Genomic DNA, 16859 nt, shown 5'->3' on the forward strand with positions numbered 1-16859 from the left:
AACAGTTTGTTCGTAAAGTGGCTTTAGTGGTAAAACTTATCAACAAAGTGCAATAAAGTGGTAAAATGTGCAGTTTTTTCTTATATATTTGATCAATAAATCTAATTTTCTAGAAAAAGTAGTGCTTAATCTAATTGGAACATACGAGTGTAAAATAGATGCTAAAGGCAGACTCATGTTGCCTCAAGCATTTAAGAAACAGCTAGCGCCTGTGCTTCAGGATGGCTTTGTACTCAAACGTGCTGTGTTTCAAAAATGCTTGGAATTATATCCTATGGCAGAATGGAATGCATTATCCCAGAAAGTAAATAAGCTGAATCGATTTAATAAAAAGAATGATGAGTTTATTCGTCGTTTTAATGCAGGTGTAAAACTTGTGGAGATGGATGGGTCAGGTCGTATTCTTATTTCTAAAGATTTACATGCGTTTGCACAAACCAAAAAAGAGATTGTTGTAAATGCAGCAATCAATGTGTTGGAGATATGGGATAAAGAATTGTATGAAAAAGCTATTGATGAAGCAGCGCTTGACTTTGCAGATTTAGCCGAAGAAGTAATGGGAGACCAAAACGATGAGCCAGATGGAATATCATAATCCAGTATTACTTCATGAGACCGTGGGAGGACTCGATATCAAACCTGATGGGGTGTATGTCGATGTGACTTTTGGGGGCGGTGGACACTCTAGAGAAATTATGAAAAGACTTGGTGATGGAGGGAAGCTATATGCTTTTGATCAAGACCAAGATGCTCAGCAAAACAGTATTGATGATGATAGGTTTACACTTATTCCAGAAAACTTTAGATATGTCAAACGATTTTTACGTTTTCATGGTGTAAAAAAAGTAGATGGTATTTTGGGAGATTTTGGAGTTTCTTCTCACCAATTTGATGTAGCAGAAAGAGGGTTTTCTACACGATTTGAAAGTGATCTCGATATGCGTATGAATCAAAATGATGCACTTTCTGCATATCATGTAGTAAATGAATATGAAGAAGAATCGTTGCGACAAGTCTTTTGGCAATATGGAGAGTTGCGTAATGCACCTAAGATAGCGAGGAAAATTATTGAAGATAGAAAAGAGACTCCTATTAAAACAAGTGAGCAGCTTAAAGAAGTATTGCGTCCGTTTTTACCAAAACATAGAGAACATAAAATTCTTGCTCAGATATATCAAGCCATACGAATCGAAGTAAATCAAGAAATCGAAGTGCTAAAAGAATTCTTGATGCAAACAGAGCAATTGCTAGATGTGGGAGGTCGTTTGAGTTTGATATCCTATCATTCGCTAGAAGATAGACTTGTAAAACGATATATGAGAAATGGATTATTTGAAGGAGAGCCAGAAAAAGACATATATGGCAATTTTGAAGTGCCATTTAAAAAAGTAGGGAAACTGATTGTTCCAGATCATACAGAGATAAAACAAAATAATAGAGCGCGAAGTGCAAAACTCAGAATAGCAGAGCGAGTGTAAGGCGAAATTGAAGTAGATGAAAAAACGAATTAATAACATACTTAAAGGGAAGTTTCTGGTAGATGAAGAGGCTTTTAAGAATTGGCGTATGATTATTTTTTTGTCAGTACTCGCATTAATTATGATCGCCAGCTCGCATCGTGCAGATGAAAAAGTACATGAGATCGCAAGGCTTAAAGAAAAAGTTCAAGAGTTGCGAAGCGAGTCTGTAGATGCTCGCCTTAAGCTTTGGAAATTAAAAATAGAAAGTAATGTGGCGCGTAAGATGGAACCAAGAGGTGTGCAGCCATCTGCCACACCGCCTCAGAAAATAAAAGTTAAAACAAGACAAGAGTAGTTCTTAGTATGGCAACCAGCGAAAAGAACATATTAAACCGATTGTATTTTGTGGCAGGATGTATGTTCATCTTCGCCCTTCTTGTGACGTACAAGCTTGTTAGTATTCAGTTTTTTCAAGGTGCCAAATACAGAGAGATGGCGATTACCGCTACTGAGAAAATGGTCACCATTCCTGCTACTCGTGGTAATCTGTATGCGAGTGATGGAAGTTTGTTGGCAACCTCTGTCATTAAATATGATGTGCGTTGGGATGCGGTTTCTCCTTCTGAAGAACATTTTAATGAACATATAGTCTCTCTTAGTAAAGGATTGTCTGATCTCTTAGGGAGACCATCATCTTATTATCAAAACCGCTTTCGCAAAGCACGCGCTACTAAAAACAGATACTTATTTGTAGCACGTGACCTTAGTTATAGTGAGTATATAAAAATAAAGTCATTGCCACTCTTTAATAAAGGACAGTTTAAGGGAGGAATTATTATAGAGGAACATGCAGAAAGAGAGCATCCATTAGGTAAAATGGCAGAACGTACGGTCGGATATGAGCGTAAAGATGATAGTGGGTATTATACACGTGTGGGTCTTGAAGGCGCCTATGGTCATTATCTAAGAGGGAAAGAAGGACGCCGTCTCAAACAGAAAATTGCAAAAGGAGAATGGAAACCTATAGGGGTAGGGAATATTGTAGAACCTCGTGATGGCTATGATGTGATTTCTACAGTAGATGTAAACATTCAAGATATCGCGCATAATGCATTATTAGCAAGTTTAGAAAAATTTAAAGCAGAGCATGGTTGTGTTGTTGTCATGGAAACAGCTACAGGAGAGATTAAAGCCATTTCTAATTTAGGGCGTACATCAGAAGGCAAGTATTATGAAGATCGCAATTATGCAGTGTATGAATCTCATGAGCCTGGAAGTACCTTCAAACTTATGGCAATGGTCGCAGCACTTGAAGATAAAGTGATTGATACAAGCCAAGTGATAGATACAGAAAATGGTCGTGTTAAGTTTTATGACCGTACCGCTATAGATTCTAAAAGAGGTGGCTATGGTAAAATAAGTGTGGCTAGAGCTTTTGAGTTGAGTAGTAATACCGCTTTCGCGAAAATGATTAATGAACCGTATGCAAAAAAACCGAAACGTTTTGTAGATAGGTTATTCAATATGGGACTTAATGAAAAATTAGGTCTTGAAATAAAAGGAGAGGGATCTCCAGAGTTTCCATATCCAGGTGATAAAAACTGGTACGGAACCACCTTACCATGGATGGCTTTTGGATATGGTGTCCAACTGACTCCCTTACAAACACTCACATTTTACAATGCTATTGCAAATGATGGCGAAATGGTGAAACCACGATTTATAAAACAAGTAAAGGAATGGGATGTAGTTGTTGAAACTTTTGAAAAAGAAGTGATAAATCCTAAAATAGCATCAGCATCTACTATAGGAGCCGTAAGAGAAATGATGGAGAATACGGTGCGTCGCGGTACAGCAAAAAATATATACAGTCCAGACTTTTCGATGGCTGGAAAAACAGGGACCTGTCAGACCGAATATTGGATAGAACCTAATAGATATATATCCTCATTTGCAGGGTATTTCCCAGCAGACAATCCGAAGTATTCTTGTATTGTAGTGATTCATAAGCCAGAGAAATCAATAGGGTATTATGGAAATATAGTAGCGGGTCCTGTGTTTAAAAAGATCGCGCAAAAAATATACACAGATACGCCTGTAATAGATGAGGTAGATCTTTCCATAGAAAATGAGGGAACGATAGAAAAAGAATATCAAGGCTATTATAATAAGGTGAATAAGTCCTATAAAACGATTCCAAATGTAAAGGGGATGAGTGGTATGGATGCCATTGCTTTATTAGAAAATTTAGGAATGAAAGTGCGCTTTCGCGGAAGCGGAAACGTACATGCTCAATCTATGAAAGCAGGAGAAAAATTAGTTAAAAACCAAACGATTACGCTAGAATTATTGTGATTTTACTCAAAGACATATTATATAAAGTACCGCTAGATAGCGTAGTCGGAAATACAAGTGTGGCCATAACAAACTTGCATTTTGATTCGCGTCTTGTAGCGCTAAATGATGTTTTTGTGGCCATAAGAGGAACACAAAGCGACGGACATGAGTATATCATAAAGGCAGTAGAAAAAGGAGCTATTGCTGTAGTGTGTGAAGAATTACCTGAACAAATCATACATGGAGTTACTTATGTTAAGGTAGTAGATAGTGCTTCTGCCTTAGCAGTAATGTCTGCAAATTATTACGAAAACCCATCTCATAATTTAAAATTAATAGGTGTCACAGGAACCAATGGTAAAACAACCATTGCGTCTTTACTATACCAACTCTTTGAAAAAGCAGGCTATACTGTTGGTTTGCTTTCTACCGTAAAAATTGTCGTAGCCGACCAAGAATTTAAAGCAACACATACCACACCAGATTCATTGACGATAAACAAATATCTCGCTCAAATGAATATAGCAGGTGTGGAGTATTGTTTTATGGAAGTGAGTTCGCATGGAATTCATCAAAAACGTACCGAAGGATTAAAATTTGCTGGAGGCATATTTACTAACCTTAGTCATGATCATTTAGATTATCACAACACATTTGCTGAGTATAGAGATGTGAAAAAGAAGTTCTTTGATGAGCTGCCTAAGGATGCTTTTGCATTGGTGAATGTAGATGATAAAAATGGACCTATTATGGTTCAAAATACAAAAGCAAAGAAAGTAAGCTATGCTTTAAAAACGGTAGCCGACTTTAAAGCGCAGATTCTTGAAAATCAACTGTCAGGTTTATTGCTTAAAATAAATGATCAAGAAGTTTGGGCACGATTAATTGGTTCTTTTAATGCGTATAATTTATTAGCCATATATGCCACTGCTGAGTTGCTTGGTTTAGAGCAAATAGAAATTTTACAATTGCTAAGTCAATTGGAAAGTGTAAGCGGACGCTTTCAATACTTAATTTCAGAGGGTAATATTACGGCCATTGTAGATTATGCTCATACACCCGATGCCTTAAAAAATGTGTTGGAAACCATTAATGACATAAGGACTAAAAACGAACAATTGATCACTGTCGTGGGCGCTGGGGGAGATCGCGATACCACAAAACGTCCTAAAATGGGACATATAGCATCAGCGCTTAGTTCTAAAACTATTTTCACAAGTGACAACCCTCGTAGTGAAGACCCAAATACAATTATAGAAGAAATAGAAGCTGGGGTAGAACCTCAAAACTTTAAAAAAATAATATCCATTGCAGATCGTAAACAAGCTATTAAAACGGCCTGTCAACTAGCAAATCCACATGACATTATCCTAATCGCTGGAAAAGGTCATGAAACGTATCAAGAAATTAAAGGAGAACGCTTTGATTTTGATGATTATAAAATTGTAGAAGAAACCCTAAAACAACTAGAAAAATAATGTTGTACTATCTATTTAAATACTTGGATGAAGCATATAACCTGCCAGGTGCAGGATTGTTTCAGTTCAGTACGTTTAGAGCAGCCATGGCGATTTTACTGTCATTAGCTATTTCTACAATTTATGGAAAACGTATCATTCGTTTTCTGCAACGTAAACAAATGGGAGAGACCATACGAGATTTAGGTCTTGCTGGTCAGTCTGAAAAAGCAGGAACCCCAACCATGGGAGGACTGATTATTATTCTGGCAACACTCGTGCCTGTACTCTTATTTGCAAAGCTAGATAATATATACATCATCTTATTAATTGTAACCACCTTATGGATGGGTGTGATAGGCTTTCTAGATGATTATAAGAAGAAGATGGAGAAGAATAAAGACGGTCTTGCGGGTAGATATAAGGTGATTGGTCAGGTGGGTCTTGGAATTATAGTAGGTACTACGATGTTCTTTCATTCAGATGTAACAATTAAAGAAGAACGTGTAGATGTACCAGTTACAGCTCAAACAACGGTAGCGGCAAATCAAGATAACCCAAGGTTTACAGAAGAAGAAAAGAGTTTAAAAACAACGATTCCTTTTGTGAAGAATAATGAATTGGATTATGCAAAACTCATTACGTGGATTAATCCAGATTGGGCAAAATATGCGTGGATCATTTTTATTCCTATTGTGATCCTTATTGTTACAGCAGTGTCTAATGCGGCTAATTTAACTGATGGTATTGACGGACTCGCAGCAGGTACATCTGCTATAGCTGTTCTTACGTTAGGGCTGTTTGCTTTTGTTTCTGGTAATATCATTTTTAGTGATTATTTAAATATAATGTACATCCCTCGTGTTGGAGAAATGCTCGTTTTTATAACTGCTTTTGTGGGAGCCCTCATCGGATTTTTATGGTATAATGCCTATCCAGCACAAGTATTTATGGGCGATACAGGAAGTCTTACCATAGGCGGAATTATTGCAGTAATAGCTATTGCAACACGTAAAGAATGGTTAATCCCTATACTAGGAGGAATTTTCGTAATGGAAAACCTTTCAGTGATGTTGCAAGTAGGGTATTTCAAATACACAAAAAAGAAATATGGAGAAGGACGACGCATCTTTTTAATGTCACCATTACATCATCATTATCAGAAAAAAGGAATTCACGAAAGTAAGATCGTTACTCGATTTTGGATCGTTGGGATTTTACTAGCTATTCTAACCATTGTAACATTAAAAATTAGATAACTGTGATATACGCTTTCGCGAAATCGAATTTGTGAGACCTGCCTGCCGGCAGGCAGGTTCACGACCGTAAGGGAGAGCAAAGCGTTAAAGCGTATAAAGCAAGAATATAAAAGAGTAGAGTTTAAACAGAGTAAAGAAAGAGCGTGAGATTTCCGCCTTTGTGAAAATGAAAAAGAAATTAGTCATACTAGGAGGAGGAGAAAGTGGTGTTGGTACGGCGATACTCGCAAAACAAAAAGGATACGAAGTCTTGGTTTCTGACTTCGGAAAAATAAAAGAAACCTATAAAAAAGTTCTGACAGATTTTGACATCGTTTGGGAAGAAGGCGGTCATACGGAAGCAGCAATAGTAGAAGCAGCAATCGTAATGAAAAGCCCTGGAATACCAGATAAAGCACCTATTGTAAAGACAATTTTAGATCATGGGATTCCTGTGATTTCTGAAATAGAGTTTGCAGCAAAATATACAGATGCAATGCTTATCGGGATAACGGGGAGTAATGGAAAGACCACGACTACATCGTTGCTAGGATACCTCTTAGAGCAAGCAAAACTCAATGTGGGGATTGCAGGTAATATAGGAGATAGTTTTGCAAAGATGGTCGCGCAACAATCTATTGATACGTATGTATTGGAGATAAGTAGTTTTCAATTAGATGGGGTGGTAGATTTTGCACCTCATATTGCCATTATTACCAATATCACACCAGATCACTTAGATCGATATGAATATGAATTTGATAATTATATCGCAGCTAAGTTTAGAATCGCAATGAACCAAACACCTGAGGATTACCTCATCTATGATGCAGATGATCCTGTGATCACAGACTGGTTAAAAAAACATCCAGTTAGATCAAAACTAGTTCCGTTTTCAATGAAGCAAACGCTTGATTATGGTGCCTATATAGAAGATAATAAGATACATATAAATACAGATAACAACCATTTTAGTATGACAACCCGAGATTTAGCATTAAAAGGACAACACAACACAAAGAATGCTATGGCAGCAGCGACTGTCGCAAACCTTTTAAGTATAAGAAAAGCAACAATACGAGAAAGCTTAGAAGGCTTTCAAGGTGTGGAGCATCGTTTAGAACAAGTCCTTAAAATAGGGAATGTGCAGTATATCAATGATAGCAAAGCAACCAATGTAAATGCTACGTTTTATGCATTAGATAGTATGTCTGCCCCTACCGTTTGGATTGTAGGAGGTGTCGATAAAGGAAATGACTATCGTGATCTGTATCCACTTATTAATGAAAAAGTGAAGGCCATTATTTGCTTGGGTGTTGACAATGCAAAATTAATGAGTCACTTTGGGAATATGGTTGATATTATTATCGAAACACAATCAATGACAGAAGCTGTTAAGATTGCGTATAAAGTCACAGAAAAAGGAGATAATGTGTTGCTGTCACCTGCATGTGCAAGTTTTGATCTGTTTGAAAATTATGAAGATAGAGGCCGTCAATTTAAAAATGCAGTACGTAATCTGTAAATGAAGTGTTCGCTCCTGCCTTCCGGCAGTCAGGAGCGCGGAAATGAATAAAATCTCCGCTAGAGTTTATACTGAGTGTAATCGAAGTGTGGAAATGTATAAAGAAGAAAATGTCTAACGTAAAAAACATATTCCAAGGATTAAAAGGCGATAAAGCGATATGGGCTATTGTGGCGCTATTGGCTTTGTTTTCTTTTTTGCCTGTATATAGTGCAGCAAGTAATCTTGCGTATATACGTGGTGATGGAAATACGTTACGCTTTTTGATTAAACACGGGATGCACCTTGTTTTAGGTTTTGCAATGCTTTATGGTGTACATAAAATACCATATCATTATTTTAAAGGATTGTCGGTTATCTTTTTACCATTGGTTGTTGTATTACTAATTGTTACAATAGCACAAGGTACTACAGTGTCTGGAGCCTATGCAGCACGTTGGATTAAGATTCCATTTATGGGAGTTGGTTTTCAAACCTCAACGCTTGCAGCTGTTGTACTTATGGTGTATGTCGCAAGATACCTTTCAAGAATAAAAGATAAACAAGTAACTTTTAAAGAGACCTTAGTGCCATTATGGTTACCTGTAGGTGTTGTATTGGCATTGATCTTGCCTGCTAACTTTTCGACAACAGCGATTATATTTTGTATGGTTCTGATGCTTATGTTTTTGGGTGGTTATCCTTTAAAGTATTTAGGAATCATTATAGGCATTGGAATTGCAGCACTACTTTTATTTGTTCTTGTCGTAAAAGCATTTCCAGGAACTTCATTGTCAAGTAAAGTGACAACTTGGGAAAATCGAATTGCAAACTTCACAAGTGAAGAAGTAGATGCCGATGCCGATTATCAAATCGAAAAAGCCAAAATTGCGATTGCTTCTGGAGGTCCTTTTGGACTCGGACCCGGAAAGAGTGTGCAGAAAAACTTCTTGCCACAATCATCATCAGATTTTATTTATGCCATTATCGTTGAAGAGTTTGGATTATTAGGTGCATTATTTTTAATGCTGTTATACCTCTTACTCCTCTTCCGAATAACAGTCATTGCGCATAAAGCTGAAACGATATTTGCAAAATTATTAGTCATAGGTGTGGGAATGCCCATCGTATTTCAAGCACTCATTAATATGGCAGTAGCCGTAGAATTATTCCCTGTGACTGGACAAACACTTCCACTGGTAAGTAGCGGAGGTACTTCTATATGGATGACGTGTCTAGCCATAGGAATTGTATTAAGTGTCAGTGCAAAGCGCGATCCAAAAGAAATAAAAGAAGACGCTACAAAAGAAAAGGAATTAAATCCATTAGATATATTAAGTGAAACCATATAAAGTCATACTATCTGGAGGCGGTACAGGAGGACATATCTATCCTGCTATTGCTATTGCACGCGAAATCGAAAAGCGATATCCAAACACGGAGTTTCTTTTTGTGGGCGCCAAAGATCGTATGGAAATGGAAAAAGTGCCACAAGCAGGTTATAAGATCGAAGGACTTTGGATCTCAGGGATTCAGCGTAAGTTGTCTTTAGAGAATTTAAAATTTCCTTTCAAGCTAATAAGCAGTCTTTGGAAATCCAATACAATTCTTAAGCGTTTCCAGCCAGATGTCGTGATAGGAACGGGAGGGTTTGCAAGTGGTCCTTTGCTTAAACGAGCCACCAGTAAAAAAATACCTGCACTTATTCAAGAACAGAACTCGTATGCGGGAATTACCAATAAATTACTATCAAAAAGTGTTCAGAAAATATGTGTTGCCTATGATGAGATGCATCGCTTTTTTCCGAAAGATAAAATCGTAAAAACTGGGAATCCTGTTCGTAATGATTTATTAACCATTACAAATAAGCGAGCAGATGCTTTGTCAACATATGGGCTTGCTTCAGATAAGAAAACCGTATTGGTTATAGGGGGAAGTTTAGGTGCTAGAGCCGTTAATAAATTGATTCATGAGCAGTTAGATTATTTTGCAAATCATGGTGTGCAATTGCTTTGGCAAACAGGTAAATTATATTATGAGGAGTATAAACACTTAGCTTCTCAAAACGTCAAAGTGATGGCTTATATAGATCAGATGGATATGGCATATGCTGCGGCCGATATTATTATATCTAGAGCAGGCGCGAGTTCTGTATCTGAGTTATGTATTGTAGGAAAAGCAACTGTGTTTATTCCATCACCCAATGTAGCGGAAGATCATCAGACTAAAAATGCGTTGGCTATTACAGGGAAAAATGCTGGGATATTGATTCGTCAAAATGAGTTAGAAACAAAATTTCAACACGAATTGGATAGCCTGCTTACAGATGATACTAAAAGAGAAAGGTTAGGAAATGCCATAAAAGAATTGGCGTTACCAGATGCAACCAAGCATATTGTAGATGAAGTAGAAAAGTTATTACCTAATAGAGAATAAGATGAGATGGTTATATAACATATTCGTAGGTATTGGTTTTGGAGTCATGGTAAGTTGTACTCCTAGTCTAGCAGATACCTATGGGAAAGAAATCTCAAGCTTATATACGCAAGAAGAAGTAGATGCGTATTGGAAAGAATTAGAACGTATAGATCAGGAAGTTTTAGTAGGAAAAAAACACACGACTGCAGTATATGACTCTATTTCTATAAGTAATATGATACGTGTTGCATTACTTTTTGAAATACCAGGTAAGGAGTCTCAGTATCAAAAAGGAGCTATGCCAGTGGTAACGCTAAGTCATAATTATAATAAAGATGCGAATCTAGCGTATTGGCCAGTGATTGTAAAGTGTGCAGAAATGGGAGGTGCTATTGAGCAAATAGGCTATCCTTCCTATCCTTTGGAAAGTGTTGTGAGTGCCTTCTATGATTATTCGATTTTTGGACAAGAAGATAAGTATCCAGAATTGGTAGCTAAACTTAATAAGTTAACGGGAGGCTTTGTGCTTTCTCAAATAGAATTGGCGTTTAAAAAAGAAAAAAGATTACAAAAACTTACGGAGCAAAATAAAGTAGGTGCTTGGTTTATCGAAGAAATAAAAGGTGAAAAGAGCGATACTGTTTTTGAGTTTGTCAGCATGTCTGACGATATACTGTATAAAAAATCAAAAGGAAGAATTCAGAAGTTAATCGAAGTTATGATTACTGATTCGGGAACTAAATACAAGATAGAAAACGAACCCTTTGGTTGGTATTATATACTGACAGTAGATGGAGAATTGACGCTTTATGATCAGCATGATGAAGCACTGGTAAAGTATACGGAAAGTTAACATAAAATAACATGAGATTTCCGCCCCTGCCTACCGGCAGGCAGGTTCGCGGAAATGAAAATATGAACGGATTAAAAGACATACAGCATTTTTATTTCATCGGTATCGGTGGAATAGGTATGAGTGCTTTAGCGATTTATTTCCATCAAACAGGAAAGCATGTCGCGGGCTATGATAAAACGCCTAGTGATGTAACGCGTTCGTTGGAAGCGAAAGGAATTGCTGTTCATTTTGATGATAAAGGAGTTGAAGTAGATGCGTCGTATCAGACAGAGAATACGTTGGTTATCTATACACCTGCGGTGCCTAAAGAGTTTGGGGAATTAGTCCGCTTTCGCGAAAGCGGATACACCATTAAAAAAAGAGCAGAAGTACTAGGGATGATTGCAAATGCAAACTATAGTCTTGCGGTAGCGGGTACGCACGGAAAGACAACAACTTCTAGTATATTAGGACATTTACTGGCCGAAACAGGAGCGCCAGTCACGGCTTTTATAGGCGGAATTACTAATAATTATAATGGAAATTTAATTCAGAAAGGAAGTGATGTGATTGTTGTAGAAGCAGATGAGTTTGATCGTTCTTTCTTGCAATTAACTCCAGATATCGCTTGCATAACGTCTATGGATGCAGATCACCTTGATATTTATGGTGATGCGACGACACTAGAAAATACATTTAAAGAATTTGGGAGCTTGGTTTCAAAAGAAAAACTGTTTGTGCAAAACGGACTCCCTATAGACGGACTTACCGTAGGAATAGAAGATGATGCTCTGTATAGTGCTCAGAATGTAATTGTGAAAAACGGATGTTATCACTTTGATTTTAAACACCCAAATGGGGTGATATCTCAAATGCAATTTAACCTACCAGGCAGACATAATCTGTCTAATGCAATAACAGCTTTGGGTATGGCAATGCTTTATGGTTCCCCGACCGAATTGCTACCCAAAGCTTTATGTAGTTTTTCTGGTGTAAACAGAAGATTTACGTATAGAATACAAACAGAACATCAAGTGCTTATTGATGATTATGCACATCATCCTACAGAGATAGCAGCCGTACATCAAAGCGTGCAGGAAATGTATCCAGATACACCGGTGCTTGCTGTTTTTCAACCACATTTGTTTAGTAGAACACAAGATTTTATGGAAGATTTTGCGATGCAACTTTCGCAATTTGATGAAGTCTTTTTGTTAGATATATATCCTGCAAGAGAATTGCCTATTGAAGGCGTTACGAGTGAGGTGTTATTAGAAAAAATAAAACTTGAAAAAAAACGATTAGTAACTAAAGAGAATTTACTAGAAGGAATTCAGCAAGCTTCTCAAAAAATCATTGTGATGATGGGAGCTGGAGATATAGGAGTAGAGATATTAAAAGTAACTCAATTATTAAAAGATGCGTCTTAATTGGAATTACATACGGGTTTTCGGATTACTGTTATTGACAGTGTTTCTGTATGTGTTTGCATCACAGCGTAATAATGCTCGTTTGGTGGAAAATATAGCTATTCAATTTGAAGATGAGAGCGCTCCTTTTGTTACTAGAAATACCGTTGATAAATTGTTAATACAAAGTGAGGCGACAGTTACGGGTATGCCTAAAGAAAAATTAGCTTTGAATGACATGGAGTTGCGAGTTAAGTCGCATCCAATTGTCAAAAATGCAGATGTTTATGTTACCGTAGCAGGAACAGTGGGAGTCGCTATTGAGCAACGAAAGCCCATTGCTCGCGTATATGGTAATACGTCATTTTATATAGATCAAGAGGGAGAAGAAATGCCACTCTCTGAGAATTTTTCGGCAAGAGTGCCTATTGTAAATGGAATCACAAAAAAAGATATTCCAACAATAACAGCACTGATTTTATATATAAAAAATGATGATTTTCTAAATAAGCACATTATTGGTGTCAATAAACAAAAAGGCAATCAGTATATGCTTATTCCTAGAAAATTGAGCTATAAAATCATGTTAGGAGAAGTAGCAAGCTTAGAGCATAAGCTTAATAATTATAAAGCTTTTTATCAAAAAGCACAAAAAGACAAGACACTAGATGCGTATACACTTATTAATCTTAAGTATGCTAATCAAGTGGTTTGTAAAAAAGTATAGGGGTCATGGATGCTCATGAAAAATAAGTAGGTAATGAGTATTCTAAACGATAGTAATATGGAACAACAAAATATCGCAGTAGGACTAGATATAGGTACAACTAAGATTGTAGCTATGATAGGTCGTTACAATGAATATAATAAAGTTGAGATTCTAGGGATTGGAAAATCTAAAAGTCTAGGAGTACATCGCGGTGTTGTAAATAATATTACGCAGACGATACAATCTGTACAGCAAGCTGTTCAAGAAGCAGAAAATGTATCTGGAATTAAAATTAAAGATGTTGTTGTTGGAATTGCGGGACAGCATATACGAAGCCTTCAACATAGTGATTACATCACTAGATCTAATGCAGATGCAGTGATTGATAGTACAGATATTGATGCATTATGTAATCAGGTTCATAAGCTTGTTATGCTACCAGGAGAAGAAATTATTCATGTGTTACCACAGGAATACAAGGTAGATGGTCAAAGTGAAATTAAAGAACCTATTGGAATGTATGGAGGTCGTGTAGAGGCTAATTTCCATGTGGTTGTTGGTCAAGTGGCGTCTATTAGAAATATAGGTCGTTGTGTGAAAAGTGCAGGTTTAAGTCTTGATAGGATAACATTAGAACCATTAGCATCTGCCGATGCTGTATTAAGTCAAGAAGAAAAAGAAGCGGGTGTAGCACTTATTGACATAGGTGGTGGTACCACAGATCTTGCCATTTTTAAAGATGGAATTATACGTCATACCGCTGTGATTCCTTTTGGTGGAAATGTAATTACTGAAGATATCAAAGAAGGGTGCTCTATTATAGAAAAACAAGCTGAACTTCTTAAAATAAAGTTTGGATCAGCTTGGCCAGGAGAAAATAAAGACAATGAGATTGTTTCTATTCCAGGGCTTAGAGGTCGCGATCCGAAGGAGATTACACTAAAGAATTTGTCTAAGATTATTCATGCAAGAGTAGTAGAGATTATTGAGCAAGTATATCTAGAGATAAAAAATTATGGTCACGAAGAGCAGAAGAAAAAATTAATTGCAGGTATTGTCTTAACAGGAGGAGGTTCTCAGTTAAAGCATCTTAAGCAATTAGTCGAGTACATCACGGGTATGGATACACGTATAGGATATCCTAATGAGCATCTAGCGGGCGATAGTGATTCTGAAACCACAAGCCCATTATTTGCGACAGCAGTAGGACTTGTTATGAATAGTCTTGAGCAAGGATTGTATAACAGTACAGAAGAAGTGGTAGAAGAAGTTCAAGAAGATACGTCTAGAGAAGAAGTTGATACAGATACATCTTCTAAAGAAACGTTTCAGACGCCCACAGCACCCAAAAAGAGCATTTTTGATCGTTGGGCAGAAAAGTTTAAAGACTTTTTGGATAATGCAGAGTAGTTAGGAACTACAAAAGAATACAGGTTAATTAAAATAAATTAAAGACAATATACGCTTTCGCGAAAGCGGAAACAGAAAAGTAATAAAGGGGCTAAAATCAAAAATATGAGTACGACAGAATTTGATGGAATTACATTTGATCTACCTAAGAACCAGAGTAACGTTATAAAGGTTATTGGCGTAGGAGGAGGAGGAAGTAATGCAATAAATCACATGTTTCACCAAGGTATAAAAGGGGTGGATTTTGTGATATGTAATACAGATGCACAAGCATTAGAAAACAGTACAGTGCCTATCAAGATACAATTGGGAGTAGGTCTTACAGAAGGTCTTGGTGCTGGAGCAAACCCTGAAGTAGGAGAGCAAGCTGCTATAGAGAGTGAACTAGACATCAAAGAGATGTTAGGTACTAATACAAAGATGATTTTTATCACTGCCGGAATGGGAGGTGGTACGGGTACGGGAGCTGCGCCAATTATTGCAAAAATGGCTAGAGAAATGGAAATCCTTGTCGTAGGGATTGTAACCATTCCTTTCCAGTTTGAAGGTAAGATGCGTAATGAACAAGCGCAACGAGGGGTAGATCGTTTACGATCTCAAGTAGATTCTCTTATTGTTATCAATAATAATAAACTGAGAGAAGTCTATGGAAATCTTGGGTTTAAAGCTGGTTTTAGCAAAGCAGATGAAGTACTTGCCACAGCTTCTAGAGGTATTGCAGAAGTAATTACACATCACTATACACAGAATATTGACCTTCGTGATGCCAAAACAGTATTGAGTAATAGTGGAACTGCTATTATGGGAAGTTCTACAGCGAGTGGATCTAATCGTGCTTTTGAAGCGATTACAAAAGCATTGGATTCTCCATTACTTAATGATAATAAGATTACGGGTGCTAAGAATGTATTATTACTTATAGTATCTGGAAGTGATGAGATTACAATAGATGAGATTGGAGAGATTAATGATCACATTCAGGCAGAAGCAGGGAATAGTGCAAATATCATTATGGGTGTAGGTGAAGATGAAGCGCTTGGAGAAGCTATTTCTGTTACGATTATTGCTACTGGATTTAATGTAGAGCAACAAGATGATATTGTAAATGTAGAATCTAAAAAGATTATACATACCCTAGAAGAGGAACAAAAAGCACAGCATGATCTGATGCCAAATGCTACTGTTCAAGAAGCTCCTTCTGTAATTGAAGAAGCAACTACTCCAGAAGTAGAAGAAGTTGTCGTTCCAGAAAAGATAGTACATACGTTAGATTTAGATGATTTTGAAGAAAAACCATCTACATCGGTAAAGAAAGAGGAAACAGATTTAAAAATGATTCCTACGACAGATATTATAAGAGATATTGATGTTGTGTATGAAGAAGTGCTCGCTGTTTCTGAAGATGATTTTGAGATTATTGATACGACTATACGTCAAGAAGAAACGATCATAGAAGAGAAAGTACCTGCGCAAGAAGAAGTGACTGGAATGTTGTCTTTTGATCTTCCAATGCATGAGGAAGAAGCACCTGTAAAAACAGAAGCAGTAGAAGAAGCGCCTGTTCTTTTTGAGCTTACTGAAGATATTGCAGATATGGAAGTGAAAGACGCGATAGAAATCATTCCTGTGACAGAAGTTTCTCCAGAAGGAGAAAAGCGTTATAGCTTAGAAGACTATATGGAAGTAGAAGAAAATCTTGCTTCTGCAAAAGCGACTGATGCTACACAAGTAGAGGAAGAGACGATTGTTTTTGAGAAAAAAACAGTAGCGCCTGAAACAGCACCAGAAGAAGAAAAAGAGGAAGAAGTGGACCCTATGAATAGTCCAATTTCAAAACTTTTGATTGATCGTGCTGCAGAACGTAAACGTAAGATGAAAGAGTTTAATTATAAATTCCATCACAATCAGTCACGTATTGAAGAAATAGAGAAGCAACCAGCGTATAAACGTATGGGAATTGATCTTGATGAGAAAACACCAGATAAAGAAGGGAGTTTATCTCGTACGACCTTATCTACAGATGATAATGAAGATATACAGTTACGTAGTAATAACTCTTTTCTACACGATAATGTAGATTAG

At 37.0% G+C, this 16859-nt stretch carries 14 protein-coding genes; all 14 read left to right on the forward strand.

The genetic code is table 11. The annotated features are described in order from the left end of the window. Nucleotides 1–121 precede the first annotated feature (121 nt). The 14 genes from mraZ (at nucleotide 122) to ftsZ (ending at nucleotide 16859) form a co-directional block, all read left to right on the forward strand. Nucleotides 122–595: a division/cell wall cluster transcriptional repressor MraZ gene (gene mraZ / locus Q1A60_RS01775; protein ID WP_299763356.1), complete on the forward strand. Its 474-nt coding sequence runs from the start codon at nucleotides 122–124 to the stop codon at nucleotides 593–595. After that, nucleotides 582–1478, forward strand: a complete 897-nt coding sequence (rsmH, locus tag Q1A60_RS01780; RefSeq protein ID WP_299763358.1) for a 16S rRNA (cytosine(1402)-N(4))-methyltransferase RsmH — start codon at nucleotides 582–584, stop codon at nucleotides 1476–1478. Before mraZ ends, rsmH begins: the two co-directional genes overlap by 14 nt. A 16-nt stretch (nucleotides 1479–1494) precedes the next feature. After that, nucleotides 1495–1815 (forward strand): FtsL-like putative cell division protein, encoded by a 321-nt coding sequence (locus Q1A60_RS01785; protein WP_299763360.1) that lies wholly within the window; start codon nucleotides 1495–1497, stop codon nucleotides 1813–1815. A gap of 8 nt (nucleotides 1816–1823) precedes the next feature. Then, complete coding sequence (locus Q1A60_RS01790; RefSeq protein WP_299763362.1) at nucleotides 1824–3815, forward strand: penicillin-binding protein; 1992 nt, start codon at nucleotides 1824–1826, stop codon at nucleotides 3813–3815. After that, the gene (locus tag Q1A60_RS01795) at nucleotides 3812–5275 is read left to right on the forward strand and encodes a UDP-N-acetylmuramoyl-L-alanyl-D-glutamate--2,6-diaminopimelate ligase (protein WP_299763364.1); all 1464 of its coding nucleotides are present in this window, start codon (nucleotides 3812–3814) and stop codon (nucleotides 5273–5275) included. The genes Q1A60_RS01790 and Q1A60_RS01795 overlap by 4 nt, the downstream gene beginning before the upstream one ends. Further along, nucleotides 5275–6513, forward strand: a complete 1239-nt coding sequence (mraY, locus tag Q1A60_RS01800; protein ID WP_299763366.1) for a phospho-N-acetylmuramoyl-pentapeptide-transferase — start codon at nucleotides 5275–5277, stop codon at nucleotides 6511–6513. Before Q1A60_RS01795 ends, mraY begins: the two co-directional genes overlap by 1 nt. Before the next feature lie 166 nt (nucleotides 6514–6679). After that, nucleotides 6680–8017 (forward strand): UDP-N-acetylmuramoyl-L-alanine--D-glutamate ligase, encoded by a 1338-nt coding sequence (murD, locus tag Q1A60_RS01805; protein WP_299763368.1) that lies wholly within the window; start codon nucleotides 6680–6682, stop codon nucleotides 8015–8017. 110 nt (nucleotides 8018–8127) lie between these two features. Then, entirely contained in the window at nucleotides 8128–9348 is a 1221-nt protein-coding gene (locus Q1A60_RS01810) for an FtsW/RodA/SpoVE family cell cycle protein (RefSeq protein WP_299763370.1), read from the forward strand. Beyond that, nucleotides 9335–10432, forward strand: a complete 1098-nt coding sequence (gene murG / locus Q1A60_RS01815) for an undecaprenyldiphospho-muramoylpentapeptide beta-N-acetylglucosaminyltransferase (protein WP_299763372.1) — start codon at nucleotides 9335–9337, stop codon at nucleotides 10430–10432. The genes Q1A60_RS01810 and murG overlap by 14 nt, the downstream gene beginning before the upstream one ends. A gap of 1 nt (nucleotide 10433) precedes the next feature. Beyond that, nucleotides 10434–11267 (forward strand): hypothetical protein, encoded by an 834-nt coding sequence (locus Q1A60_RS01820; protein ID WP_299763374.1) that lies wholly within the window; start codon nucleotides 10434–10436, stop codon nucleotides 11265–11267. Nucleotides 11268–11329: 62 nt separating this feature from the next. Beyond that, the gene (gene murC, locus Q1A60_RS01825) at nucleotides 11330–12679 is read left to right on the forward strand and encodes a UDP-N-acetylmuramate--L-alanine ligase (protein ID WP_299763783.1); all 1350 of its coding nucleotides are present in this window, start codon (nucleotides 11330–11332) and stop codon (nucleotides 12677–12679) included. Next, nucleotides 12669–13385 carry a hypothetical protein gene (locus Q1A60_RS01830; protein WP_299763376.1) on the forward strand — a complete coding sequence of 239 codons (717 nt, stop codon included), beginning with the start codon at nucleotides 12669–12671 and terminating at the stop codon, nucleotides 13383–13385. Before murC ends, Q1A60_RS01830 begins: the two co-directional genes overlap by 11 nt. 57 nt (nucleotides 13386–13442) lie before the next feature. Then, a complete protein-coding gene (ftsA, locus tag Q1A60_RS01835; RefSeq protein ID WP_299763785.1) occupies nucleotides 13443–14777 on the forward strand; it encodes a cell division protein FtsA in 1335 nt (444 codons plus the stop codon). 105 nt (nucleotides 14778–14882) lie between these two features. Continuing rightward, a complete protein-coding gene (ftsZ, locus tag Q1A60_RS01840) occupies nucleotides 14883–16859 on the forward strand; it encodes a cell division protein FtsZ (protein WP_299763378.1) in 1977 nt (658 codons plus the stop codon).

The sequence above is a fragment of the uncultured Dokdonia sp. genome, from assembly GCF_947492535.1.
Taxonomy (GTDB): Bacteria; Bacteroidota; Bacteroidia; order Flavobacteriales; family Flavobacteriaceae; genus Dokdonia.

Bases quoted from the DNA above. Each gene is read 5' to 3' on its own strand.
- rsmH (WP_299763358.1), top strand. From the start codon at position 582: ATGGAATATCATAATCCAGTATTACTTCATGAGACCGTGGGAGGACTC.
- Q1A60_RS01785 (WP_299763360.1), top strand. From the start codon at position 1,495: ATGAAAAAACGAATTAATAACATACTTAAAGGGAAGTTTCTGGTAGAT.
- Q1A60_RS01790 (WP_299763362.1), top strand. From the start codon at position 1,824: ATGGCAACCAGCGAAAAGAACATATTAAACCGATTGTATTTTGTGGCA.
- mraY (WP_299763366.1), top strand. From the start codon at position 5,275: ATGTTGTACTATCTATTTAAATACTTGGATGAAGCATATAACCTGCCA.
- murD (WP_299763368.1), top strand. From the start codon at position 6,680: ATGAAAAAGAAATTAGTCATACTAGGAGGAGGAGAAAGTGGTGTTGGT.
- Q1A60_RS01810 (WP_299763370.1), top strand. From the start codon at position 8,128: ATGTCTAACGTAAAAAACATATTCCAAGGATTAAAAGGCGATAAAGCG.
- Q1A60_RS01820 (WP_299763374.1), top strand. From the start codon at position 10,434: ATGAGATGGTTATATAACATATTCGTAGGTATTGGTTTTGGAGTCATG.
- murC (WP_299763783.1), top strand. From the start codon at position 11,330: ATGAACGGATTAAAAGACATACAGCATTTTTATTTCATCGGTATCGGT.
- Q1A60_RS01830 (WP_299763376.1), top strand. From the start codon at position 12,669: ATGCGTCTTAATTGGAATTACATACGGGTTTTCGGATTACTGTTATTG.
- ftsA (WP_299763785.1), top strand. From the start codon at position 13,443: ATGGAACAACAAAATATCGCAGTAGGACTAGATATAGGTACAACTAAG.
- ftsZ (WP_299763378.1), top strand. From the start codon at position 14,883: ATGAGTACGACAGAATTTGATGGAATTACATTTGATCTACCTAAGAAC.